Annotated in this window: 22 protein-coding genes and 2 tRNA genes; 9 read left to right on the top strand and 15 right to left on the bottom strand. The window is 72.7% G+C overall.

Going from position 1 to position 23,205, the window contains the following annotated elements:
* Positions 1-190 precede the first annotated feature (190 nt).
* The 3 genes from ACFQQI_RS00210 to ACFQQI_RS00200 form a co-directional block, all read right to left on the bottom strand.
* A tRNA-Ile gene (locus ACFQQI_RS00210) sits at positions 191-264 on the bottom strand.
* A gap of 28 nt (positions 265-292) precedes the next feature.
* Positions 293-1,120, bottom strand: a complete 828-nt coding sequence (locus tag ACFQQI_RS00205; protein ID WP_378556121.1) for a DUF72 domain-containing protein — start codon at positions 1,118-1,120, stop codon at positions 293-295.
* A gap of 18 nt (positions 1,121-1,138) precedes the next feature.
* Positions 1,139-2,182 carry a hypothetical protein gene (locus tag ACFQQI_RS00200; RefSeq protein WP_378556118.1) on the bottom strand — a complete coding sequence of 348 codons (1,044 nt, stop codon included), beginning with the start codon at positions 2,180-2,182 and terminating at the stop codon, positions 1,139-1,141.
* A 25-nt stretch (positions 2,183-2,207) separates the two neighbouring features.
* Between ACFQQI_RS00200 and ACFQQI_RS00195 the strand changes: the two genes are divergently transcribed.
* Positions 2,208-2,948 (top strand): PIG-L deacetylase family protein, encoded by a 741-nt coding sequence (locus tag ACFQQI_RS00195; RefSeq protein ID WP_378556115.1) that lies wholly within the window; start codon positions 2,208-2,210, stop codon positions 2,946-2,948.
* A 6-nt stretch (positions 2,949-2,954) separates the two neighbouring features.
* Here the strand turns inward: ACFQQI_RS00195 and ACFQQI_RS00190 are convergent, their stop codons facing one another.
* On the bottom strand, positions 2,955-4,310 hold the full coding sequence (locus ACFQQI_RS00190; protein WP_378556112.1) for an FAD-binding oxidoreductase: 1,356 nt from the start codon (positions 4,308-4,310) through the stop codon (positions 2,955-2,957).
* 291 nt (positions 4,311-4,601) lie between these two features.
* Between ACFQQI_RS00190 and ACFQQI_RS00185 the strand changes: the two genes are divergently transcribed.
* The 6 genes from ACFQQI_RS00185 (at position 4,602) to ACFQQI_RS00160 (ending at position 11,574) form a co-directional block, all read left to right on the top strand.
* Positions 4,602-5,372, top strand: a complete 771-nt coding sequence (locus ACFQQI_RS00185; RefSeq protein WP_378556109.1) for a sensor histidine kinase — start codon at positions 4,602-4,604, stop codon at positions 5,370-5,372.
* A complete protein-coding gene (locus tag ACFQQI_RS00180) occupies positions 5,369-6,034 on the top strand; it encodes a response regulator (protein ID WP_378556106.1) in 666 nt (221 codons plus the stop codon). The genes ACFQQI_RS00185 and ACFQQI_RS00180 overlap by 4 nt, the downstream gene beginning before the upstream one ends.
* Before the next feature lie 60 nt (positions 6,035-6,094).
* Entirely contained in the window at positions 6,095-6,829 is a 735-nt protein-coding gene (locus ACFQQI_RS00175; protein ID WP_378556103.1) for a response regulator transcription factor, read from the top strand.
* Positions 6,826-8,208: a sensor histidine kinase gene (locus tag ACFQQI_RS00170; protein WP_378556100.1), complete on the top strand. Its 1,383-nt coding sequence runs from the start codon at positions 6,826-6,828 to the stop codon at positions 8,206-8,208. Before ACFQQI_RS00175 ends, ACFQQI_RS00170 begins: the two co-directional genes overlap by 4 nt.
* A 100-nt stretch (positions 8,209-8,308) precedes the next feature.
* A complete protein-coding gene (locus ACFQQI_RS00165; RefSeq protein WP_378556097.1) occupies positions 8,309-10,051 on the top strand; it encodes a SulP family inorganic anion transporter in 1,743 nt (580 codons plus the stop codon).
* Positions 10,048-11,574: a Ppx/GppA family phosphatase gene (locus tag ACFQQI_RS00160; RefSeq protein WP_378556094.1), complete on the top strand. Its 1,527-nt coding sequence runs from the start codon at positions 10,048-10,050 to the stop codon at positions 11,572-11,574. The genes ACFQQI_RS00165 and ACFQQI_RS00160 overlap by 4 nt, the downstream gene beginning before the upstream one ends.
* Before the next feature lie 50 nt (positions 11,575-11,624).
* Here ACFQQI_RS00160 and ACFQQI_RS00155 read toward each other — a convergent pair.
* From ACFQQI_RS00155 to ACFQQI_RS00135, 5 genes are all read right to left on the bottom strand, one after another.
* Positions 11,625-11,697: transfer RNA gene (locus ACFQQI_RS00155), tRNA-Asn, on the bottom strand.
* Between the two features lie 69 nt (positions 11,698-11,766).
* Positions 11,767-12,291 carry a hypothetical protein gene (locus tag ACFQQI_RS00150; protein WP_378556090.1) on the bottom strand — a complete coding sequence of 175 codons (525 nt, stop codon included), beginning with the start codon at positions 12,289-12,291 and terminating at the stop codon, positions 11,767-11,769.
* A gap of 67 nt (positions 12,292-12,358) precedes the next feature.
* A complete protein-coding gene (dnaG, locus tag ACFQQI_RS00145; RefSeq protein ID WP_378556087.1) occupies positions 12,359-14,221 on the bottom strand; it encodes a DNA primase in 1,863 nt (620 codons plus the stop codon).
* 20 nt (positions 14,222-14,241) lie between these two features.
* Positions 14,242-15,156: a 2-hydroxyacid dehydrogenase gene (locus ACFQQI_RS00140; protein ID WP_378556084.1), complete on the bottom strand. Its 915-nt coding sequence runs from the start codon at positions 15,154-15,156 to the stop codon at positions 14,242-14,244.
* Positions 15,157-15,177: 21 nt separating this feature from the next.
* Positions 15,178-15,654: a helix-turn-helix domain-containing protein gene (locus tag ACFQQI_RS00135; protein ID WP_378556081.1), complete on the bottom strand. Its 477-nt coding sequence runs from the start codon at positions 15,652-15,654 to the stop codon at positions 15,178-15,180.
* Positions 15,655-15,710: 56 nt separating this feature from the next.
* Here ACFQQI_RS00135 and ACFQQI_RS00130 point away from each other — a divergent pair, with 56 nt between their 5' ends.
* Positions 15,711-16,547, top strand: a complete 837-nt coding sequence (locus ACFQQI_RS00130) for a S41 family peptidase (RefSeq protein ID WP_378556078.1) — start codon at positions 15,711-15,713, stop codon at positions 16,545-16,547.
* Between the two features lie 9 nt (positions 16,548-16,556).
* On the opposite strand, the gene ACFQQI_RS00125 is transcribed toward ACFQQI_RS00130, so the two are convergent.
* Entirely contained in the window at positions 16,557-17,825 is a 1,269-nt protein-coding gene (locus ACFQQI_RS00125; protein WP_378556075.1) for a deoxyguanosinetriphosphate triphosphohydrolase, read from the bottom strand.
* A gap of 113 nt (positions 17,826-17,938) precedes the next feature.
* Here ACFQQI_RS00125 and ACFQQI_RS00120 point away from each other — a divergent pair, with 113 nt between their 5' ends.
* A complete protein-coding gene (locus ACFQQI_RS00120) occupies positions 17,939-18,346 on the top strand; it encodes a YybH family protein (protein ID WP_378556072.1) in 408 nt (135 codons plus the stop codon).
* A gap of 11 nt (positions 18,347-18,357) precedes the next feature.
* Here ACFQQI_RS00120 and ACFQQI_RS00115 read toward each other — a convergent pair whose 3' ends face one another.
* The 5 genes from ACFQQI_RS00115 to ACFQQI_RS00095 all read right to left on the bottom strand — a co-directional run bounded on the left by ACFQQI_RS00115 (position 18,358) and on the right by ACFQQI_RS00095 (position 23,173).
* Positions 18,358-19,260 carry a mucin-2 protein gene (locus ACFQQI_RS00115; protein ID WP_378556069.1) on the bottom strand — a complete coding sequence of 301 codons (903 nt, stop codon included), beginning with the start codon at positions 19,258-19,260 and terminating at the stop codon, positions 18,358-18,360.
* A gap of 143 nt (positions 19,261-19,403) precedes the next feature.
* Positions 19,404-20,543: a tRNA dihydrouridine synthase DusB gene (gene dusB, locus ACFQQI_RS00110; protein ID WP_378556066.1), complete on the bottom strand. Its 1,140-nt coding sequence runs from the start codon at positions 20,541-20,543 to the stop codon at positions 19,404-19,406.
* Between the two features lie 144 nt (positions 20,544-20,687).
* On the bottom strand, positions 20,688-21,374 hold the full coding sequence (locus ACFQQI_RS00105) for a hypothetical protein (RefSeq protein WP_378556063.1): 687 nt from the start codon (positions 21,372-21,374) through the stop codon (positions 20,688-20,690).
* A gap of 26 nt (positions 21,375-21,400) precedes the next feature.
* Positions 21,401-22,801 (bottom strand): glycine--tRNA ligase, encoded by a 1,401-nt coding sequence (locus tag ACFQQI_RS00100; protein ID WP_378556060.1) that lies wholly within the window; start codon positions 22,799-22,801, stop codon positions 21,401-21,403.
* A gap of 51 nt (positions 22,802-22,852) precedes the next feature.
* Positions 22,853-23,173, bottom strand: a complete 321-nt coding sequence (locus ACFQQI_RS00095) for an antibiotic biosynthesis monooxygenase family protein (protein ID WP_378556057.1) — start codon at positions 23,171-23,173, stop codon at positions 22,853-22,855.
* Positions 23,174-23,205 lie beyond the last annotated feature (32 nt).

Here is a 23,205-nt window from a genome sequence, read left to right as displayed (position 1 = left end):
CCCCGGCGTCCGTCGGCCTCGACAGTCCGGCCTCCGCAGGCGCAAGGTTTCCTCAAGACGGCACCCGCCTTGGAGGCGCGGGCTACCGTCGTGTTGTCAGCCCGCTGGTGACCCGAGACGCCAGCGGGCTGACTCATGCCCGGGGTATGCCGGCTGCAGCGACTGGTGCAGGTGGGGCAGGTGGGGCAGGTGGGGCGGGTGGGGCTCGAACCCACGACCCAAGGATTATGAGTCCTCTGCTCTGACCGACTGAGCTACCGCCCCTCGAGGGCTGCCCCTCGGGGTCGAGAGCCTAGTGGAGGCCCAGGCGGTCCATGAGGCGGAGGGCGTCGTGCGGGGCGTAGCCCTTGGCGTCGTTGTCGAAGTAGACGACGACGTCGGCGTCGCGGGACCAGGTGTCGATCCGGTCGGCCCAGGCGTCGAGGGCGCGGTCGGAGTAGCCGCTCGCGTAGAGCTCCTCGTCGCCGTGGAGCCGGACGTAGGCGAGGTTGCTCGTGACGACCTCGGCGCGCGGCCACCGGCCGGCGGAGTCCGCCGCGACGCAGGCGATGTCGTGCTCGCGGAGCAGCGCGAACGCCTCGTCGGTGCAGTAGGACTCGTGGCGGAACTCCAGCGCGTGCCGGATCGGCTGGTCGGCGTACCCGTGCGGGGCCCGGGTGAGCGCGCGGTCCTCGGGCACCTTGCCGTCGTGCCGGCGCGCCAGGGCGGCGGCGTCGCCGACGGTGCGCGGGAGCAGGTCGAAGAAGGCCGCGAGCAGTGCGGCGTCGTACGGCAGCCGCGCGGGCAGCTGCCACAGCACCGGTCCGAGTCGCCCTTCGAGGGCGAGGACACCGGAGGCGAAGAAGTTGGCGAGGGGTGCCTCGACGTCGCGCAGCCGCTTCATGTGGGTGACGAAGCGACCGCCCTTGACGGCGAAGACGAAGTCGTCGGGCGTCGCGTCCCGCCAGGCGGCGTACGACGTGGGCCGCTGCAGCGAGTAGAAGGACCCGTTGATCTCGATCGTGCCGAGGCGCTCTGCGGCGTACCCAAGCTCGTCGCGCTGCCGCAGACCGCGCGGGTAGAAGTCACCGCGCCATCCCGCATAGGTCCAGCCGGAGATGCCGACCCGGATCTCGCCCATGGTGCGCGGGTACCCGGTTCAGCCCGCGGGCAGCAGGGGCGGCTCCGCGGTCAGCGAGGCCAGCCAGTACGCCGCGGCGGCGCCCCACTCCGCGAGCTCTTCGTCGTCCATCGGCGCGATGCAGCGGATCCACGACTCCGTGCGGGCGAGCCGGGCGAGCTGGAGCGCCGCGGGCAGCGCGGCCCGCAGCTCCGCGGCCGGTGCGTAGTCGGTCCACACCTCGATCGCCGCGTCGGCGACCCGCCGCAGGCGCGGGTCGGCGGGGGCGGCGTCCAGCGTGCCCCGGAGCGCGGCGAGCGGGATGAGCAGCGCCGCCAGCGGCTCCATGACCAGCGCGTCGGCGAAGTCGAAGAAGCGCAGCTCGCCGGCGCGGTCGAAGACGTTGTGGCCGTGCAGGTCGTTGTGGCACAGGGTGAGCGGAAGCTCGAGCGCGGCGACCCGGTCGGCCCACTCCCGCACCGTCGGCAGGAGCGCGCGCACCGCCTCACCGGCCCCCGGCTCCATCGCGCGCGGGTCGCCGTCCGGCAGCTCGTCGAACGCGGCGAGCTGCTCCTCGACGTACGCCGGGCAGTCGGCCGGCGCGAGCGTCGTGAGCCCTGCGTCGACGAGGTGGTCGGCGTACCGCGCCAGCTCGAGCTGGAGCTGCGCGCCCGCCGCGGTGACCCGGCACCAGGCGTCGACGTCGTCGGTGCGCTCCCCCAGCACCTCGCCCTGGTCGGGCGTGAGCAGCAGCCCACGACCGGGGTCTGCGGCGGCGACCGGGACGACGTGCCGCGCGGCCAGGTCGTTGAGGGTGACCATCAGCCGCGCCTCGTAGTCCTGGGTGGCGCAGTTCTGCTTCGCGTAGAAGACGCCGCTGCGCGTCTCGACGCGCCAGACGGTCGCCCACGCACGGACCTTCAGCGGCTCGAGGGAGATCGGCTCCCCCACGACGTTCGCCACCCACGCCTCCAGCTCCGCGCGGAAGGCGGCGCCGCGCCAGCGGTGGCTCGCGGGCGGCAGCCGCAGGGCGATGTCGGCGTACCGCTTGCCCGGCCCCTCGCTCGGCCCCTCGCTCGACATGGTCGCAGCCTGCCATGCTCGGAGCATGGAACCCGAGAAGCTCGAAGCGCTCCCCGAGGACTGGCAGCGCGCGCTGTGCGTGGTGGCCCACCCCGACGACCTGGAGTTCGGCGCGGCGGCCGCCGTCGCCCGCTGGACCGGGCAGGGCAAGGACGTCGTCTACTGCATGGTGACCTCCGGCGAGGCCGGCATCGACTCGATGGCACCCGACGAGTGCCGGCGCGTGCGCGAGGCCGAGCAGGTCGAGTCGGCGCGGATCGTCGGGGTGTCGCAGGTGGAGTTCCTCGGCCAGCCCGACGGCATCCTGGAGTACGGCGTGCCGCTGCGGCGCGCGATCGCGGAGGTCGTCCGCCGGCACAGGCCGGACATCGTGATCACCGGCAACTTCCGCGACACCTGGGGCGGGCTCAACCTCAACCAGGCCGACCACATCGCGACCGGCCGCGCCGTGGTCGACGCGGTGCGCGACGCCGGCAACCGGTGGGTCTTCCCCGAGCAGCTCACCGACGGGCTCGAGCCCTGGGGCGGCGTCCGCGCCGTCTGGGCGGCCGGCTCGCCGCAGGCGACCCACGCTGTCGACACGACCGAGACCTTCGACGCTGGCGTCGCTTCGCTCGAGGCACACCGTGCCTATATCGAGGGACTGGGTTGGGAGAACTGGGACCCGCGCGAGTTCCTGGAGGGATTCTCGCGGCAGACCGGTCAGCGGCTGGGGACGACCCTCGCGGCGTCGTTCGAGGTGTTCCCCATGGGCTGGGGCGAGTAGGCGCCCTCACGCCGCCGGCCCCTCCGCGTCAGCCGTCGCCGGCGCGATGTTGTGGTTGCGCGCGAAGACGTTGCCGGGGTCGTAGCTGCGCTTGACGGCGGCCAGCCGGTCGTACGTCGCGGGCGGGTACGCCGCCGCCACGTCCTCGGCGCCGGCCGACCCCTGGAAGTTGATGTACGTGCCGCTGCCCAGAGCCGCGACCCGTCGCCAGCCCGTCAGCGCCTGCTCGACCTGCTCGTCGGCGGCCGCCGCCGGCAGCATGACGCCGCACACGATCATCGCCTCCGCGTCGCGGTGGGCGAACGCCGTCGCCGCCGCGGGCACCCGGCCGAACTCGCCACCGAGGCTGCGCAGCGCGAACGCCGTGGGCGCGCCACCGGGGTGGGCGGCCGCGATCGCATCGATGATCGTCTCGTCCAGCTCCGGCACCAGGGTGTTGCGCGCGACCATCCGGAGGCCGGGCGGGTGCTGGGCGTGCTCGAGGATCCCGGCGTACGGCCGCTCGGCGATGCTCGCCTCGACGATGTCGCCCAGCTCGAGCAGCGGCTCGATCGCGGCGTCGGCCTCGAGCTGCCCGCTGCCGGGGTCACCGGCGTAGCAGAGCAGCACCATCGCCATCGGCGGGTTGCCGGCCATCGCCGGCGCCAGGACCAGCGTGCTGGACAGCTCCTCCGGCGCGACCCGCATGGCATCCCGCCAGCGGCGGACCAGCGCGGCGGTGTCGTCGAGCCGGTAGGTGATCGTCCCGTGGTGCACGGTGGTCACCTGCTGCGCGACGAAGTCGAAGTCGACGACGACACCGAAGTTGCCCCCGCCCCCACGCAGCGCCCAGTACAGGTCCGAGTTCTCGTCGTCGGACGCCGTGACCAGGCGGCCGTCGGCCGTCACGACCCGCGCCCCGACCAGGTTGTCGATCGCCAGGCCGTGCCGGCGCACCATCCAGCCGATGCCGCCGCCGAGCGTCAGCCCGCCGACGCCGACGTGGGTCGTGTCGCCGGCGGTCAGTCCCCAGCCGTGCGGCTCGAGCGCCGCGGCCACCGCGCCCCAGGTCGCGCCGCCGCCGACGCGCACGATGCGGCGGTCGGCGTCGAGCACCTCGACCCCGGCCAGGTGGCCCAGGTCGATCACCATGCCGCCGTCGTTGGTGCCGTGCCCGACGGGGCTGTGACCCCCGGAGCGCACCGACACCGTCAGGTCGTGGCGTACGGCGTGGGTCACGGCGGCCGCGACGTCGTCCGGGTCGCGGGGCCGTACGACGAGCGCGGGCGCGCCGGTCGCGAAGAAGACCCGCGCCGCCTCGTCGTACCCGTCGTCGCCGGGCCGCACCACGTCGCCCCGGAGGTTCGTTGCCTGCACACTCATCTGCTCTCTCCTCGTTCGTCCTTCTCGGTCCGTCGATCCTGCGCCCGCCCGCGCCGTGACCGCGTCGTCCGTGGGGCGTCTCCTCCTCGTGCTCCGGTGGGTGCGCCGGGACGTTGCAGGTACGGCGTGGGGCGGAGTCGCGACCTACTCCGGTCGCACCCCCTCTCCCCGACGACGAGTGAGCGAGGGCAAACGTGACAAGCCCGGCCCCGCCGCTACCTCGGGCGGAGTAGGCGCGAGGTACTCCCAAAGCCGGATGCCCGGCGCCGGGTGTCGCCCTAGGCTCGGGGCATGCGTACCGATCGTGGATGGCGGCGGTTCTACGGGATCGGCTGGCTGGTGTCGGGCGCGGTCGGCGTCGTCTCGTTCGTGCAGTGGCACATCTATGTGCGCGAGGTCGAGCGCCGCCTCGAGGAGGCCGAGCGGACCCGCGACGAGGTCGCCCGCCGGCACGCGGTCGAGGAGCGGCTCCGGATCGCCCGGGAGCTGCACGACACGCTCACCCACAGCATCTCGGTCATCAAGGTGCAGGCGGGGGTCGCGGCACACCTGGCCCGGAAGAACGGCCAGGAGCCGTCGGCGGCCCTGCTGGCGATCGAGGAGGCCAGCACCGACGCCGCGCGCGAGCTGCGGTCGACGCTCGAGGTGCTGCGACGCGAGGACGACAACCACGGCAACGGGCTGGAGCGGCTCCCGGCGCTCGTGGAGCGCGCCCGGTCGTCGGGCCTGCCCGCCACCCTCACGGTCCGAGGCAGGACGCGGACGCTCCCGGCGGACGTCGACCAGGCGGCGTACCGCGTCGTGCAGGAGGCCCTGACCAACGTCAGCCGGCACGCCGGGGCCGCGACCGCGTCGGTGCAGATCACCTACGGCCCGGACAGCCTCACCGTGCGCGTCGAGGACGACGGCTCGGGATCGAGGACGCCGCCGGTGCCGGGCTACGGCCTGATCGGGATGCGCGAACGGGTGACGGCGCTCGGCGGGACGCTCAGCGCGGCTCCGCTCGCGACCCGAGGGTTCGCGGTGCTGGTCGAGCTGCCGGCGAACGGCGCCGCCGGATGATCCGCGTCGTGCTGGTCGACGACCAGCCGCTGATCCGCAGCGGGATCCGGGCGTTGCTCGACGCCGAGGACGACATCGCCGTGGTCGCCGAGGGCGGCGACGGCGAGGCCGCCGTCGAGCTCGCGGCCGAGCATCGGCCGGACATCGTGCTGATGGACGTGCAGATGCCGACGATGGACGGCATCGAGGCGACCCGTCGGATCGTGGCCGAGGAGGACCTCGGCGACGTGCAGGTCGTGATGCTGACCAACTACGGGCTGGACGAGTACGTCTTCAACGCGCTGCGCGCCGGCGCCTCCGGCTTCGTCGTCAAGGACACCGAGCCCGCCGACCTGCTGCAGGCGCTGCGGGTCACCGTCCGCGGTGAGGCGCTGCTGTCGCCGGGCGTCACCCGGCGGCTGATCAGCGAGTTCGCCACCCGCCCCGCGACGGCGCTGGACTCCGCCGACCCCGGCGTACTCACCAACCGGGAGCGGGAGGTCGTCGCCCTCGTCGCGCACGGCCTCAGCAACGACGAGATCGCCGAGCGGATGGTGCTCAGCCCGATGACCGCCAAGACCCACGTCAGCCGGGCGATGACCAAGCTCGGCGCCCGCGACCGCGCGCAGCTCGTGGTCTTCGCCTACCAGTCCGGGCTCGTCGCTCCCGGGACCGCCGGCTGACCGGCTGACCGCACAGGCGGGTCACAGCCTGTTCACAGCAACAGCGGGCAGACTCGGGCCGTGCCGACGAACGTCCCGAACACGCCCCTCACCCGCGCCGACGGAACGCCGCTGCGCGCCCTCGTCGTCGACGACGAGGTCAACATCGCCGAGCTGGTCGCGATGGCCCTGCGCTACGAGGGGTGGACGGTCGACACCGCACACACCGGCATCCAGGCGGTCAACGCCGCCCGGGCCGAGCGACCCGACGTCGTCGTGCTCGACTGGATGCTCCCCGACTTCGACGGCCCCGAGGTGATGCGGCGGGTCCGCGCCCTGCACCCGACCGTGCCGGTGCTGTTCCTGACGGCACGCGACGCGGTCGAGGACCGGGTCGCCGGGCTCACCGCCGGTGGCGACGACTACGTCACCAAGCCCTTCTCCCTGGAGGAGCTCGTCGCCCGCGCCCGCGCGCTGGTCCGCCGGGCCGGAGTCGCGATGGCGGCCGAGAGCAGCTCCGTGCTCGTGGTCGGCGACCTCGAGCTGGACGAGGACAGCCGCGAGGTCTCCCGGGCCGGCGCGGAGGTGCAGCTCACCGCGACCGAGTTCGAGCTCCTGCGCTACCTGATGCGCAACCCGCGCCGCGTGCTGAGCAAGGCGCAGATCCTGGACCGCGTCTGGAACTACGACTTCGGGGGCCAGGCGAACGTCGTCGAGCTCTACATCTCCTACCTCCGCAAGAAGGTCGACGCCGGCCGTCAGCCGATGATCCACACGGTCCGCGGCGCCGGCTACGTCCTGAAGCAGCCGACGTGAGGCGACACCTCGCCTCGCTCACCTCACGGCTGGTCCTGACGACGGTCGCGATCGTGCTCCTGGTGTCGGTGATGATCGGCGCCGCGACGTCGCTGGCGATGCGCAGCTATCTCACCGACCAGGTCGACGAGGACGTCCGGGCGGCGATCCCGCAGCTCGTCCGCGGCCCCGGTCCGGGTACGGGACCCGGGACGGTCGTGGGCCAGTTCATCGATGGCAGCGACCCGACGGGCTGGGTGATCGAGGCCGACGAGGACCGGCGCTTCGCCAGCGTCGACCTCTCCGACGCGGCGCTCGACGACCTCGCCTCCGTGCCTGCTGACGACGAGCCGCGCACGGTCGACATCGCCGGGCTGGGCAACTACCGCGTGATCGGCGTCGAGGGAGCGAACGGCACGGGCGCGGTCGGGCTCCCCATGGACGACGTGGACGCCGCCCTGTCGGCGTTGATCTGGTGGGAGGTCCTGCTCGCCCTGCTCGCGGTCGTGGTCGCGGCGGCCACCGCGCTGGTCGTCGTACGCCGTCAGCTCCGGCCACTGCGCGAGGTGTCGGCGACCGCCAACGCGGTGGCCGAGCGTCCGCTCGACTCCGGCGAGGTCGACCTGACCGAGCGGGTGCCCGACTACCTCACCGACGAGCGCACCGAGGTCGGCCAGGTCGGCACCGCCCTCAACACCCTGCTCGCCCACGTCGAGTCATCGCTCTCCGCGCGGCACCGCAGCGAGCAGCAGGTGCGGCAGTTCGTCGCGGACGCCTCCCACGAGCTCCGGACCCCGCTCGCGACCATCGCCGGCTACACCGAGCTGGCCCGGCGCCGCGGTGACACCGACACGACCGAGACCGCGCTCGCGAAGATCGAGGACGAGTCCCGGCGGATGACCGCCCTGGTCGAGGACCTGCTGCTGCTCGCGCGACTCGACGCCGGTCGGCCGCTGGTCCGCGAGCCGGTCGACATCACCCGGCTGCTCGTCGAGGCCGTCGACGACGCCCGCGTCGTCGACCCGGGTCACCGCTGGCAGGTGGTGCTCCCGGCGGACGGCGAGCCGGTCGAGGTCACCGGGGACGCCCACCGGCTGCACCAGGTCGTCACCAACCTGCTCACCAACGCCCGCAAGTACACCCCCGAGGGGACGACGGTGACCGTCACCGCCCACCCGGACGGCTTCGACGTCCACGATGACGGCCCCGGCTTCCCGCCCGAGCTGCTCGACCGGGCGTTCGAGCGGTTCACCCGGGGTGACGCCGCGCGGCACCGCAACGGTGGCGCGGGCCTCGGGCTCGCCCTCGTGCAGGCGATCGTGACCGCGCACGGCGGGACGGTCCGGCTCGACAGCGCCAGGGGCGGCACCACGGTGGCGGTCCGGCTGCCCCACGGCTGACGCCGGCGATGCCACCCGCGCAGGGGTGGTGCGGGGCCACCTGCTCGGGCCCGACCCTCGGACCACGCGGGGCGGATGTCAGGGGAGGGAGTGGTGGCCCGTGGACGAGGCCGACGCCGGCTCGCGGCGGCTGGCGCCTCGCCACGGGCTCGTGCCGATCGTCGGTCAGCTGCGGACCTACCAACGCACGTGGCTGCGGCGAGACCTCCTCGCCGGAGTCGTCGTGGCGGCGCTGATCATCCCCAAGAACCTGGGGTACGCCGGCATCGCCGGGATCCCGCTCGAGCACGGCCTGTACGCCGCGGCGGCGGGCGCCGTGCTGTACGCGGTGTTCGGGACCTGCCGCCAGATCTCGATGGGGCCGAGCTCGGGGCTCGCGGCCGTTGCCGGCGGCGCGGTGCTCGCCGCGGGCCTGACCGACTCCGCCGACGTCATCACCCTGGTCGCGGGGATCACGCTCGTCAGCGGCCTGCTGTTCCTCGTGCTCGCGGTGTTCCGGATGGGCTGGCTCTCGCAGTTCCTCTCGCGTGCCGTGGTGACCGGGTTCCTCTTCGGCGCGGCGATCGACGTCGTGATCGGGGAGCTGCCCAAGCTCACCGGGACCGATGCCGACGGCAGCACCTCGTTCGAGGAGCTCCGGTCATGGCTGTCGTCCCTGGACGGGACGCATGCGGCGACGGCGGTGGTCGGCGCGGCCGCGCTCGCGGTCGTCTTCGGGCTGCGCTGGGTCGCGCCGCGGGTGCCGGGGTCGCTCGTGCTCCTGGTGGGCGGCCTGCTCGCGGCCGCCCTGCTCGACCTCCAGGACCGCGGTGTCGCCCTCGTCGGCGACATCCCTCGGGGGCTGCCGTCCTTCGACGTACCGGACGTCGGCCTGCTGGCGGACCATGCCGGCACCGTGTTGCTCGCGTCCTTCGCCCTGGTGATGATCGGGTTCTCCCAGACCGCCGGTGACGCCAGGGCCTTCGCCAGCAAGCACCGCTACCAGGTCGACATCGACCAGGAGTCCGTCGCCCAGGCGGCGGCGAACATCGGAGCCGGCGTGCTGAACGGCATGCCGGTGTCGACGAGCCTGTCCGCCAGCTCGCTGAACGACCGCACCGGTGCCCGCAGCAACCTCGCCTGCCTCAGCTCGGGTGTCACCGTCGTGCTGGCCCTCCTCATCCTGGCGCCGCTCTTCTCCTCGCTGCCCGAGCCGGTCCTCGCCGCGCTCATCATCGAGGCGGTGGTCATGGGGATGATGGACCTCGCGGAGATGCGTCGCATGCGACGGGTGTCCCGGGTCGACTTCTGGGTCGCGGCAGCAGCGATCCTCGCGACCCTCGTCTTCGGCATCCTCGCGGGCGTGGCCATCGGGATCGCGCTGTCCCTGCTCTGGCTGGTGCACGCCGCCACCCATCCGCGGCTGTCGGTGCTCGGCAGGGAGGCCGGGACGCAGGTGTTCCGAGGCCTCGACGAGCATCCCGACGACGAGACGATCCCGGGAGTCGTGGTGCTGCGCATGGACGGCGGCCTCTTCTTCGCCACGGCCGACACGCTCCAGGACCGGGTGCGCGCCCTGATGGCCGACGCCGACGTGCACGGCGTCGTGCTCCACTTCGCGGGCGTCAACTTCATCGACTCCCAGGGCACGGCGACCATCGCCGAGATCGTCGGGCTGGCCGAGGAGTCCGAGGTCGACCTGCGGCTCGCGGCCGTCCGGCCCGGCGTACGCCGCATGCTCGAGCGCGACGGTGTCGTCGAGCGCCTGGGTGCCGATCGCCTCCACGGAAACGTCCACCGAGCCGTGGCTGCGCTGACCGCAGTCACGCCGCCGCACCGACCACCCGAGGACGACACGAGATGACCGAACCCACCTCTCCCCCAGCACCGGCCGCCATCGTCCCCCGGTGGGAATGGCGCACCTTCGGCGACTTCGCGGACGCCAACGCGACTCTCGCGTCGTTGCGGGCCATCGCCGCAACCAGGAGCGACGAGGTCTACCTGCTGTCGCGGACCCGGGACGCCTCTGTCAAGGTCCGCGGCGGACTGCTGGACGTCAAGCTCCTGCAGCACGTGGACGGAGCCGGGCTGCAGCTGTGGGTGCCGAAGTCGAAGGCCGCCTTCCCGGTCGCGGAGAGCACTCTCGCGATGACCTTCGAGGCACTCGGCCTGCCCGCTCCCCGACGCCCGCGGTACAGCTACGACGAGCTCGTGCAGGAGGTCCACGCGCGAAGCGAGGACGTCCGCGTCGTCGACGTGCACAAGGCCCGGCGGCGCGCCGTGCTCGACGGGTGCATGGTGGAGTACACCGACCTGACCGTCGACGGGACCAGCGTTCGCACCGTCGCAGTGGAGTCCCCGGATCGGGAGCTGGTGACGGCGACGATCCGCCGGCTCGGCCTGGAGGGCCGGCGCAACACCTGCGTCCCCGCAGGGCTCAGGTCGCTGCTCGGGTGGGAGCCGGCCAGGTTCGCGGTCGTCGACGTCGGCACGAACTCCGTCAAGCTCACCGTCGGAGACCGTGGCGGTGGTGTGCCGCGCACCGAGCACGACGCTGCCGTGGTCACCCGGCTCGGCGAGGGCATGGGCGAGGACGGCGTGCTCCAACCGGAGCCGATGCGACGGACCGTCGACGCGATCGCGCGCCTGGTCGAGAACGTCCGCCGGCAGGGACCGGCCGAGATCGTCGCGGTCGGCACGGCCGGCCTGCGCCAGGCGTCGAACCGCGACGTCTTCCTCGACCTGGTGCTGGCCCGCTGCGGCCTGCTGGTCGAGGTGATCACGGGACCCGAGGAGGCCCGGCTTGCCTACCGCGCGGCCGTCTCCACCCTGCCCGGCACCAGCGGGCGCCTGCTCGTCTTCGACTCCGGCGGCGGGAGCAGCCAGTTCACCTTCGGCAACCCGGACGCGATCGAGGAACAGTTCAGCGTCGACGTCGGCGCGGTGCGCATCACGGAGCGGTTCGCGCTCGGCCGCGCCGTCCCGCTCGACACGATCCGCGAGGCCCTGGCCGCGATCGAGATGGAGCTGGCCGGGCTGGCGGGGCACCCGCGCCCCGATCTCGTGATCGGGATCGGCGGCACCGCCACGAACCTCGCGGCAGTCAGCCGGGCACTCCCGGCGTACGACCCCGACGTGGTCCACGGCACGGTCGTCGACCTGGCCGAGGTGGACCGCCAGATCGAGACGTACCGGCTCCGGTCGACCGTGGAACGGCGCGAGATCCCCGGGCTGCAGCCGGCCCGCGCCGAGGTGATCCTCGCCGGCGCCTGCATCGTGCGCACGATCCTGACCGTCACGGGCCAGGACGCGATGACGACCAGCGACCGCGGCCTGCGGCACGGCGTCGCCCTCGAGCGGTTCACGCCCGAGACCCGGGACTCGTGACATGCGACGAGGGCCTGACCGCGTCTCCGCAGGTCAGGCCCTCTTCTCTGCTCCCCCGGTTGGACTCGAACCAACAACCCTCCGGTTAACAGCCGAATGCTCTGCCAGTTGAGCTACAGGGGATCGGGTGCAGCCCGCACAGGTTAGCAATCGGCCGCCGCCAACAAAAATTGAGCCGATCCGCCACGCCGATCAGTCTGCGCCGACCTCGGTGCGGGCTTCGGCCAGCGCCTCCTGGGCGGCCTGCCGGACGAACGGGTCGTCGGGGTCGACGCCCTCGTCGTACTCGTAGAACCACGCGATCGGCCGGTCGCCCGCGGGCGCGCGACGGGCGATGACCCGGACGCCGCGCCGGCCGTCGACCGGCACGTGCCGCTGGAGCACGACGCTCGCGGTCACCCGCTCGCGCACCAGCTCCAGCAGGCGCCCGGGCTCGGCGACGGTGAAGATGTGCTCGGGGCGCTGCTCACCCCAGGCCCCGACCTCGCTGACGCGCAGGACGGCGGAGTCCTTGTCCCAGTCCGCGGCCTGGATCTCCTCCCAGGGGATCCGGACGGTCTCCTCGAGGCCGACCCGGTCGTGGCCGAGCCGGCGAACGACGTACAGCGCGTCCCGGGTGCCGCCGAGGTGGGCCTCGTCGGCCGACGCGTCGGCGAGCAGCTTCTCGCCGCGCTCGACCCGGACCGGCGGACGCTCCCGACGGAAGAGCGGGCTCACTCGGGGTCCCCGCGGAATCGTGGGCTGGAGGAGCGCAGCGGGGGAAGCCCGCGATCTCGTGGGGTGTTCACTCGGCGCCGACCATGCGGTCGCGCAGCGCGCGGCGGTGCGCCTCCAGGGCGGCGAGCTCGCCGAACATCCGGTTGAACGCGTCGGGGTTCTCGACCGGGTTGGTGCGCTGGAGCCTGGACTTGATGGCGGCGATCCGCCGGGCGACGGTGAGCTCCTGGAGGCGGAGCAGGTGCTGCGTGACGTACGCCGCGTCGGGCGCCTTCATCAGCGGCTCGACGCCGAGCGCGCTGATCGCCGACGAGACGGCCGGGTCGGTCGCGGCGTCACGCAGCCGGGTCGCCCAGCCGGGGTCGCCGGCGCCCGCGCCGGGGCCTCCTGCGGCGGCCACGATCTCCCAGACGGCGCGGAACGTCGGGTGGGTGAAGTCGTCCGGCCCGACGTCGGAGGTGAGGCGACCGATGGTCATCGGGTGCTGCACGACGAGCTTGAGCGTCTCGCGCTCGATGGCGAAGCGCGGGTCGCGCAGGTCCGGGACGTTCGAGCGGGGCGGCGGGGTGGCCGACGTCGCGACCGTCTCCTGGCCCGGTCGGCGGTTGGCGGCGCGACGGACCTCCGCGCGGGCCTCGTCGGGATCGGCGCCGACCATGCCGGCGAGCTCGCGGGCGAACGCGTCGACCTTCGAGCGGTCGCGGATGCTCGACACCAGGCGCGCCCCCTCGCGGAGCGCGTCGACGCGACCGTCGGCACGATCGAGGTCGTACTTGCTCACGACGTTGGAGAGCACGAAGCGGTAGAGCGGCACCCGCCGGGCGACCAGCTCGCGCACCGCGGCGTCACCGTGCTTGATGCGCAGGTCGCACGGGTCGAGGCCGTCGGGCTCGACCGCGACGTAGGTCTGGGAGACGAAGTTCTGGTCGCCACCGAAGGCGCGCAGCGCGGCCTTCTGCCCGGCGGCGTCGCCGTCGAAGGTGAAGATCACCTCGCCGCGGAACTCCTCGTGGTCGTTGAGGAACCGCCGCAGCACCCGGGCGTGGTCGTCGCCGAAGGCCGTGCCGCAGGTCGCGACCGCCGTACCGACCCCGGCGAGGTGGCAGGCCATCACGTCGGTGTAGCCCTCGACGATCACCGCCTGCGAGGACCGACCGATCTCGCGGCGTGCCAGGTCGAGGCCGTAGAGCACCTGGGACTTCTTGTAGATCTTGGTCTCGGGGGTGTTGAGGTACTTAGCCTCGATGCGGTCGTCGTCGAAGATCCGGCGCGCGCCGAAGCCGATGGTGTCGCCGCTCGCGTCGCGGATCGGCCACAGGAGGCGTCCGCGGAAGCGGTCGTACGCCGAGCGGCCGACCGCCACGAGCCCCGCCTCGACCGTCTCCTCCTGGCTGAACCCGCGACCGCGCAGGTGGCGGAAGAGAGCCTCGCCCTCGCGGGGGGAAAAGCCGATGCCGAAGCGCTCGGCCGAGGCCTGGTCGAAGCCCCGCTCGGCCAGGAACTGCCTGGCGACCAGCGCGTCCGGGGTGCCGAGCTGCTCGGCGTAGTACAGCTGCGCGACCTTGTGCGCCTCGATCAGCCGGCCGCGCTGCGGCCCCTGGGGGCGCTCCTCCCGACCGTCGTCGTCCTCGCGGCGCAGGACGACGCCGACCTTGTCGGCCAGCCGCTCGACCGCCTCGCCGAAGCTGAGGCCGTCGATCTTCATCAGGAACGTGATGACGTCGCCGCCTTCTCCGCAGCCGAAACAGTGGAAGAATCCCCGGCCCGGATTGACGTTGAACGACGGCGACTTCTCGTCGTGGAACGGGCAGAGGCCCTTCTGGGAGCCGCCGCCGGCGTTGCGGAGCGTGACGTACTGCGAGACCACGTCGTCGATGCGCGCCTTGTCGCGCACCTCGGCGATGTCCTCCTCGCGGATCCGTCCTGCCACGCGGCGATCCTACGGTCCGGTCAGTAGTCGCCGGACATGACGTTCACAAGTTCCTCGCCGGCGGCGTAGCGGTGCAGCTGGTCGCGCACCAGCCGGTGGGCGCGCGGCCACATCGCGCTGCTCGCGCCGCCGACGTGCGGGGTGACCAGCAGGTGCGGTGCGTCCCACAGCGCGTGGTCCTCGGGGAGCGGCTCGGGGTCGGCGACGTCGATCGCCGCGTGGATGCGCCCGCTGTCGAGGGCCTCGATCAGTGCGGGGGTGTCGACGACGGCGCCGCGGGCGACGTTGACCAGCAGCGCGCCGTCCTTCATCGCGGCCAGGAACCCGGCGTCGACCAGGCCGCGGGTCTCGTCGGTGAGGGGTACGACGAGCACCACGACGTCCGCCTCCGGCAGCAGCCCGGGCAGCTCGTCGATCGCGTGCACGCCGTCACGGGCGCTGCGGGCGACCCGCACGACCGCGGTCTCGAACGGCATCAGCCGCCGCTCGATCGCCTCCCCGACCGCGCCGTACCCGACGATCAGCACCCGCTTGTCGGCGAGCGCCGGGCGCCAGCCCGGGCGCCAGCGGTGTGAGTCCTGGTCGCGCACGAAGCGGGGCACGCCGCGCAGGCTGCTGAGGATCAGGGTGAGCGCGAGCTCGGCGGTCGAGGTGTCGTGGATGCCGCGGCCGTTGCAGAGCAGGACGCCGTCGGGGACGTGCGGCCGGATGTTCTCCACGCCGGCGGTCAGCGTCTGGATCACCTCGAGGCCGGTCATCCGGGGCAGCACCTCGGCGACCCGCGGGCCGACCTGGTAGGGCGGAACGTAGAACCGGACCTCGCCGACGCCGTCCGGCACGTGCTCGGTGGGGTCGACCACCTCGTAGCGCAGGCCGTCGGGCGGATCCCCCATCTCGGACGGGTCGAAGGGCAGCCAGACGAGTCGGTCGCTCACGGTCCCCACCGTAGTGGCGGCTCAGCGCGGGTAGACGCTGACCAGCACGCCGTACGACGTCTCGCGGTCGCTCGCCGGCTCGAGCTCGGTGACGACGCGGTCGAGGTGGCGGGCCAGCGCCTCCGCCTGCGCCCGCGTGAGGCGGATCGTGCGGTGGTTGAGGAGCGGGTCGCGTGCAGCCTCGACCTCGTCGGCGACCACGGCGAACATCGCCCGTCTGGCCGCGCCGGCACCAGTGCCGAGGCGGATGCGCCGCGCGGTGGTGACGTAGTACTGCTCCGTGCCGCCGCGGACCGTGCGGGTGCGTCCCGGCGCGAGGAGGCCCGCGGCGACCAGCACCTTCACGTGGTGCGCCACGTTGCCCTTGTTGGTGGCGAGCCGGTGCGTGAGCTGGCTGACGGTGGCGCCGTCCCGCCCGACCTCACGCCAGATCCGCTGCCGCATCGGGTGGGCGAAGGCGCGCAGCTGGGCGTCGGTGGCGCTCTGGTCCGGATCCATGAATCAAGCGTCAAGAGAAGTAGACGCTTGGTCAAGCCCCCGGATTCACTCCTCGCATGATCACCCGCGTCCAGGACCACGTCCGCACCCACTACGTGTTCGCCGACGTCGCCGACCAGATCGCCGACGCGCTCGACGACCTCCATCTCGACGAGGACCCGGCCACGGCCGCCGCCCAGCTGACGAAGATGCTGCAGTCGGTCAACCGCGACCTGCACCTGCGGGTGCGGCACTACCCGGACGGCGTTCCGCCGGAGGACGACGAGGTGTCGGTCCAGGCGTGGTTCGCCGACCAGGCGCGCCGGCACGGCGCCGGGATCGCCGAGGTGCGACGCCTCGAGGACAACACCGGCCTGATCGTCCTCGGCCCGATCATCCTGACGCCGGACCACCTCACCCCGGCCGCCGCGGCGGCGTTCACGCTCCTCTCGGGCATACGGCGCATGGTGCTCGACCTGCGGGGCTGCGTCGGCGGCGTCCCGGAGTCGGTCGCGCTGCTCGTCAGCCACTTCACCGGCGAGGAACCGGTCCATCTGCAGGACCTCGTCGAACGCGACGGCACCGTCACTCCGTCGTGGACGACCCCCGACGTCTCGCCCAAGGTCCCGGCCGACGTGCCCGTGGATGTGCTCACCAGCCCCCGGACGTTCAGCGGCGGCGAGGAGCTGACCTACGACCTGCAGTCCCTCCGCCGGGCCCGCGTGGTCGGCGAGACGACCGGCGGCGGGGCGCACCCGCGGAAGGCCTTCGACCTGACGCCCCACCTCCAGCTGCACATCCCGACTGCCCGGTCGGTCAACGCGGTGACCGGCACCAACTGGGAGGGCACGGGCGTGGTCCCGGACCTCCCGTGCCCGGCCGACCAGGCCCTCGAGGTCGCCCTGCAGCGCTGACCCTCGGGTTCAGCCGCAGAGCCGGGAGTGCCAGGCGACCGCGCTCGCGTCGGTGAGCGACGCGACCTGGTCGATGACGACCCGCATTCGGCCCGCGTCGTCGGCCGCGGCGTGCCAGTCGTCGGCGAAGGGCCGGTCGAGGGCGTCCGGCCCGCGATCGGCCAGGACCGTAGCCAGCTCGCCGAGCAGCTGTCGCTGGCGCTCCATGAGCGCGACCCGGTCGTCGGTCCGCATCACGTAGTGGGCCGCGATGCCCTTGAGCACGGCGATCTCGAGGCGGGTCGCCTCGGGCACGACCAGGTCGGCGCGGTAGCGCACGAACGGCCCGTCGCCCGCGGCGAACGTCGCGTGCTGCACGGTGCCGCAGAAGCGCCCGATCAGGTCGCTGGTGAGGTTCTTCAGGGCCGCGAGCGAGCGCCGGCTGCCGTCGTACGGCGTGGCCGGCCAGCTGCCGACGCGCCGGAGATCGGCGAGCGTGGCGTCGAGGGCGTCGTCGGTCGCGTCGGGGAGGTACCAGTCGCGGACGGTCTCCCACACCGCCGCGCCGTCGAGACCCGTCAGGTCGATCCGGCCCGCGACGATGCCGTCCTCGACGTCGTGGACGGAGTAGGCCACGTCGTCGGCGAGGTCCATCACCTGCGCCTCGAGGCACTGCCGGGTGCCGTCGGCGCCGCGCCGCATCCAGTCGAAGACCGGCCGGTCGTCGTCGTACACGCCGAACTTGAGCACCGTGCGGGGTGACCCGTCCGCGTGCACGCCGCGCGGCTCGCCGGCGGCGGTGCGCGGCCAGGGGTACTTGGTGCAGGCGTCGAGCGTGGCGCGGGTCAGGTTGAGGCCGACCGAGGCCCCGGTGGCGTCGACCGTCTTGGCCTCGAGGCGCGTGAGCAGCCGGAGGGTCTGCGCGTTGCCCTCGAAGCCCCCGCAGGACTCCCCCAGCTCGGCGAGCGCGCGCTCGCCGTTGTGGCCGAACGGCGGGTGGCCGAGGTCGTGGGCCAGCGCCGCCGTCTCGGCGATGTCGGGCTGGCTGCCCAGCGCCCGGGACAGGTCGCGGGCGACCTGGGCGACCTCGAGGCTGTGGGTGAGCCGGTTGCGCACGAAGTCGTCGCTCTGCGGGCCGACCACCTGCGTCTTCGCCGCCAGCCGCCGCGACGACGCCGCGTGCACCAGCCGGGCCCGGTCGCGCTCGAACGGCGTGCGGATCGGCGCGTCCACCCGCTTGGGCGGCTCCTCGACGATCCGCTCGCGGGCGAGGTCGTCGTACAGGTCCTGGATCTCCATCGCAGGGCGAGCCTAGGTGGTGCCACCCCGGGTCGTCGCGACACGGCCAGCCGGGCGCTTGACCTCGAGCGTGCTTGAAGTCGTCTGCTTCTCCCATGACACAGACGAGTCCCATGACCACCGACCACATCGACATCGAGGTCCGCGACGAGATCCGCGCCGTCATCGAGGACGTCGCGGCAGGGGTGACCACCCGCGACCCCGACCGCTGCGTCGCCCGGGTCGCTCCGGACGCCGTCTTCGTGGTGGCCAACGGGTCGCGAGCCCACGGCCGCGCAGCGATCCGGGAGGCGCACGTGCGGGCGTTCGCCGCCGGCGGCCCGCCGCCGACCGCCCGGTTCGAGCTGCTCGACCTTGCGCTCCCGCGGCCGGGCCTCGCCATCGCCACCACGGGCGCCTACCGGGCTGCGCCCGGCGTCGCCGTCGACCTCGAGCGCCCGCCGACGGTCGTCACCTGGACGCTGCTCCGCGAAGCCGACGGCTGGTGGGTGGTGGCGCGCCAGTTCACACCGGTCGCCTGACCGCGGGAGGATCAGCCGTTGGTCGCGACGTGCACGTGGTCGTAGTGGTTGGCGGTGGCCGAGCCACGCGAGGGCATGAAGCGCCAGCCCTCGCCGGACCGCTCCTGGGTCCAGATCCGCTGCCGCCAGAGGATGTCGTAGAGGTTGAGCTCGGCGGCGTTCGCCTGGAGGAACGCCGCGATCGCGTCGCCGAGCTCGACGTCGCTGGTCATGATGTCCAGCGCGCGGCCGGAGGCGTGCTCGCCGTGGCCGTCCCAGCCGCCGTACGACGTGATCTGCGGGAACGCGTTGCACACGGAGCGGTAGACGTACACCGCGTCGTCTGTCAGGCCGCTCTCGACGCCCGGGTCGGGGCAGGGCGCCATCGAGAGCCCGGCGGCGGCGGCGACCGGCTTCTCCTCGCTCAGGTAGCCCTCGGTGACCCACCGGGACTCGCCGTCGACGACGATCTCGACGCGGCCGGAGGCATCGCGACCGGTGACGAGCACGCGCTTGCCGGCGTCGATCTCGCCGGTGTTCTCGGCGTCCTCGCCGGAGCCGGACCAGAGGTTGAGGACCTCGGTCGTCCACAGGCGCGTGTCGGCGGCGCGGACCGCGGCGCGGGTCGCGACGAGCCGGGCACTGCGCTCGACGGCCTTCTGGAGCGCCTTCTCCTTGCGGTCGTCCTTGCGGCGGTCCTTCTTGCTCTCCTTGCGGTCGAGCCGGGACTCACTGCGCGAGGTGGTCGCGCCGCGCGTCACGCCGGAGATGCTGGAGGCGTCCTGGGCGACCGGGAGGTCCCGCACGGGGTCGCTGGACACGACACCGAGGGTCACCGCGGAGCCGGTCGCCAGGAGGGCGATGGGGGCCGCCACGAAGGCGGCCCTGGGTGGGCGGCGGGCGCTGGTCTCCCGCTTGTGGCGGTGTTCTGCCACAGCGCTGATCCTTTGCGGTTGCTGTCAGGTCGGTTGTCGCCGGACCGCTCGGGGTAGGTCACGGATCGGCAACGACGGTCGAGTCAACCACACGCTTCCCGCGGTGGTGCAATCTTCAAACGGTCTGCGGGAAGTATTTCCGGTCACCCGCCGGTGGTCTCGTCGGCGTCCTCCTGGAGGTGGCAGCCGGCGCCGTCGGCGTCGTCGAGCCAGCCCTCGGGCAGCACGACCCGGTCGCGGGGCGAGCCCTGGCGCCCCCGCGGGGCGCCCAGCTCGCTGACCGGGAACGGCTCGTCCGGGTCGAGCTCGGCGAGCAGCCGGTCGAGGTCGGCGAGCGTGTGCACGAGCCCCAGCGAGCGGCGCATCTCACCACCGGCGGCGAAGCCCTTGAGGTACCAGGTGACGTGCTTGCGGAACTCCTTGCAGCCCCGCTCCTCCCCCATGTGCTGGCAGAGCAGCTCGGCGTGCCGGCGCATCATCGCGGTCACCTCGCCGAGCGTCGGCAGCGTGGCGACCTCCTCGCCGCGGAACGCGGCGGCCAGGTCGCGGAACAGCCAGGGGCGGCCCAGGCAGCCGCGGCCCACGACGACGCCCGCGGCGCCGGTCTGCTCGACCATCCGGAGCGCGTCGGCCGCCTCCCAGATGTCGCCGTTGCCGAGCACCGGTATGTCGACGCTCGCCGCCAGCTCGCCGATCGCGTCCCAGTCGGCGCGGCCGGAGTAGGCCTGCGACACGGTGCGGCCGTGCAGCGCGATCGCCGCGCAGCCGGCCTCCTGAGCGATCCGGCCGGCGTCGAGGTAGGTCAGGTGGTCGTCGTCGATGCCCTTGCGCGTCTTCATCGTCACCGGCACGTCGTACGGCGTGGCCGCGGCGACGGCGTGCTCGAGGATCTCGGCGAGCAGCCCACGCTTCCACGGCAGCGCCCCGCCGCCGCCCTTGCGGGTGACCTTCGGGACCGGGCAGCCGAAGTTCAGGTCGATGTGCGCGACGCCGTACTCCGCGCAGAGGATCCCGGCGGCCTTGCCGACGTAGACGGGGTCGGTGCCGTAGAGCTGCACCGAGCGCGTGGTCTCGAGCTCGTCGAAGACGAGCATGTCGCGGGTGTGCTGGTCGCCCTCGACCAGGCCGCGGCTCGTGATCATCTCGCACACGTAGAGGCCGGCGCCCTGCTCGGCGCACAGGCGGCGGTACGCCGCGTTGGTGATGCCCGCCATCGGCGCCAGCACCACCGGGACGTCGACCGTCAGCGACCCGAGGGTCAGCGAGGTCGGCAGCGTGGTCATGCCGTCATTGTCCGTGAGCGGTGCCGGGCGGCCCAAATTCCGTCCTCTGGTGACCCGGGGATGATAGTCCGTCACGTTCTGGCCGCCGTCCCGGCCGTTCGGGCGGCCATTCCGTGACGGACTATCCCAGTGGTGACCACTGAATCAGTCGTTGGGGCCCTTGCCGTCGTTCTTGCCCTTCGGCTTCTTCTCCGGCTTCGTCGGCACGTACCGCTCGACCTCGCCGGTCCAGATGATCGGGTCGAAGGTCTCGTCGGGACGGAAGCTGACGGCCTCGAGGGAGCCGCGGTCGGGGGCGAGGTAGACGAGGCAGACGTCCTTGCGAGCGCCGGGGCGGAACTTCTCCGGCAGCGGCGTGCTCGGGCACGGCGTGAACGAGCTCGCGAACGGCGTCGACTCGAGGAGCAGGTCGTCCTCGTTGACGACGTACAGCGGCACCCGGCGGCCGCCGAGGTCGGTCTCGCCGACGTTCTCGACCGTGACGTGCACGAAGTACGGCGTGGAGCGCTCCTGCTCCTTGGTGAGCTGCCAGGCCGAGAGCGCCTTTGCGGTCGTGGTGCGCTCCAGCTTCGTCACGGTCAGGTCGAGCACGCCGACCTCGTCCTGACGCGGCTCCCACGCCACCACGCCCTGGTCGCCGACCTCGAGGTGGGTGCCCTGCGGGGTCAGCGCGACGCCGTCGGGCACGGGGAGGTACGGCGAGGCGCTCTCCGTCCCCGCCGGAGCGTCGGTCTCCCCCGAGGCCGCCGGGTCGTCGTCGCCCGAGCAGGCGGCGAGCGCCGCGACGAGCGCGGCGCTCAGCGCCAGGGATCCGAGCCGACGCAGGATCATGCCGTCATTGTGCATTCGCCGGGGCGTCAGCAACCGACGAAACGCTCAGCGAAGTACGACACGACCCCGTCGAGACCGATCCGCTCCTGCTGCATGGTGTCGCGCTCGCGGACGGTCACGGCGTGGTCGTCGAGGGTGTCGAAGTCGACCGTCACGCAGTACGGCGTACCGATCTCGTCCTGGCGACGGTAGCGACGGCCGATCGCGCCGGAGTCGTCGAAGTCGACGTTCCAGCCGGCGGTGCGCAGCCGCATCGCGAGGTCCTTCGCCTTGGGCGACAGGTCGGCGTTGCGCGACAGCGGCAGCACCGCGACCTTGACCGGCGCCAGGCGCGGGTCGAGCCGCAGCACGGTGCGCTTGTCGACGCCGCCCTTGGTGTTGGGCGCCTCGTCCTCGGTCCACGCGTCGACGAGGAAGGTCATCAGGCTGCGCGAGAGGCCGGCGGCCGGCTCGATGACGTACGGCGTGTAGCGCTCGTTGTTGGCCTGGTCGAAGTAGCTCAGGTCCTGGCCCGAGTGCTTCGCGTGGGTCGAGAGGTCGAAGTCGGTGCGGTTGGCGATGCCCTCGAGCTCACCCCACTCCGAGCCGGCGAACCGGAAGCGGTACTCGATGTCGACGGTCCGCTTCGAGTAGTGGCTGAGCTTCTCCTGCGCGTGCTCGTAGTGACGCAGGTTGTCGGGGTCGATGCCCAGGTCGACGTACCACCTGGTGCGCTCGTCGATCCAGTACTGGTGCCACTCCTCGTCCTCGCCCGGCTTGACGAAGAACTCCATCTCCATCTGCTCGAACTCGCGGGTGCGGAAGATGAAGTTGCCGGGCGTGATCTCGTTGCGGAAGCTCTTGCCGATCTGGGCGATGCCGAACGGCGGCTTCTGCCGGCTCGAGGTCACGACGTTCTGGAAGTTGATGAAGATGCCCTGGGCGGTCTCGGGGCGGAGGTAGTGCAGGCCCTCCTCGTTCTCGATGACGCCGAGGTAGGTCTTCAGCAGGCCGGAGAACTGGCGCGGCTCGGTCCAGGCGCCGCGGGTCCCGCAGTTGGGGCACGCAACGGTCGCGAAGTCGACGTCGTCGGGGTCGTCGATCCCCTTCTTCTCCGCGACCTCCTCCTGGAGGTGGTCGGCGCGGAACCGCTTGTGGCAGGACTGGCACTCGGTCAGCGGGTCGGTGAAGGTGTCGACGTGGCCGCTGGCCTCCCACACCTGGCGGGGCAGGATGATGCTGGAGTCGAGGCCGACCATGTCGTCGCGCATGGTGACCATGGACTTCCACCACTGGCGTTTGATGTTCTCCTTGAGCTCCACGCCGAGCGGACCGTAGTCCCAGGCCGACCTGGTGCCGCCGTAGATCTCGCCGCACGGGTAGACGAAGCCCCGGCGCTTGGCGAGGGAGACGACGTGGTCGACGGTGGACGGCGGCGGCTTGGCCACGATGGAGCTCCTGCTGGTCGGCCGGCTGGCTGCCGGTCTGGTCTGAAGACGTCAGCCTAACGACCGGTGCGACGCGATATTGAGGGCGCCTCCCGGCTCGACCCGCTCGTACGCCGACGGCTCCTCGATCGCCCGCGACAGGACCGCGACCGCGCGCAGCTTCACGTCGTACGACGAGAGCGCCCGCCGGTAGCTCCCGACGTTCTCCCAGCGGGTGCTGAGCACCCACAGCTCGGGATCGTCGACGTTGCGGCCGATCTCGCCCCCGGCGTACCCCGCACACGCGGCCAGCGCCTCGCGCGCGGTCTCGAGGTCGACCCGGAACCCGTCCGCCGCATCCGCCGGCACGCGGAACCTGTTCACCACCAGCACGCCCCGATCGTAGCGGCGCCGTCAGTTGACAA

It is taken from the genome of Nocardioides sp. GCM10030259 (assembly GCF_042666375.1).
In the GTDB taxonomy this organism is placed as follows: Bacteria; Actinomycetota; Actinomycetes; order Propionibacteriales; family Nocardioidaceae; genus Nocardioides.
The sequence above is the reverse complement of the archived record's forward strand: the minus strand, read 5'-3'. Positions and strand labels throughout refer to the sequence as shown.

Coding starts and splice junctions, on each gene's coding strand:
- ACFQQI_RS00205 (WP_378556121.1), bottom strand. CDS start 1,120: ATGGGCGAGATCCGGGTCGGCATCTCCGGCTGGACCTATGCGGGATGG.
- ACFQQI_RS00200 (WP_378556118.1), bottom strand. CDS start 2,182: ATGTCGAGCGAGGGGCCGAGCGAGGGGCCGGGCAAGCGGTACGCCGAC.
- ACFQQI_RS00195 (WP_378556115.1), top strand. CDS start 2,208: ATGGAACCCGAGAAGCTCGAAGCGCTCCCCGAGGACTGGCAGCGCGCG.
- ACFQQI_RS00190 (WP_378556112.1), bottom strand. CDS start 4,310: ATGAGTGTGCAGGCAACGAACCTCCGGGGCGACGTGGTGCGGCCCGGC.
- ACFQQI_RS00185 (WP_378556109.1), top strand. CDS start 4,602: ATGCGTACCGATCGTGGATGGCGGCGGTTCTACGGGATCGGCTGGCTG.
- ACFQQI_RS00180 (WP_378556106.1), top strand. CDS start 5,369: ATGATCCGCGTCGTGCTGGTCGACGACCAGCCGCTGATCCGCAGCGGG.
- ACFQQI_RS00160 (WP_378556094.1), top strand. CDS start 10,048: ATGACCGAACCCACCTCTCCCCCAGCACCGGCCGCCATCGTCCCCCGG.
- ACFQQI_RS00135 (WP_378556081.1), bottom strand. CDS start 15,654: ATGGATCCGGACCAGAGCGCCACCGACGCCCAGCTGCGCGCCTTCGCC.
- ACFQQI_RS00130 (WP_378556078.1), top strand. CDS start 15,711: ATGATCACCCGCGTCCAGGACCACGTCCGCACCCACTACGTGTTCGCC.
- ACFQQI_RS00125 (WP_378556075.1), bottom strand. CDS start 17,825: ATGGAGATCCAGGACCTGTACGACGACCTCGCCCGCGAGCGGATCGTC.
- ACFQQI_RS00120 (WP_378556072.1), top strand. CDS start 17,939: ATGACCACCGACCACATCGACATCGAGGTCCGCGACGAGATCCGCGCC.
- dusB (WP_378556066.1), bottom strand. CDS start 20,543: ATGACCACGCTGCCGACCTCGCTGACCCTCGGGTCGCTGACGGTCGAC.
- ACFQQI_RS00105 (WP_378556063.1), bottom strand. CDS start 21,374: ATGATCCTGCGTCGGCTCGGATCCCTGGCGCTGAGCGCCGCGCTCGTC.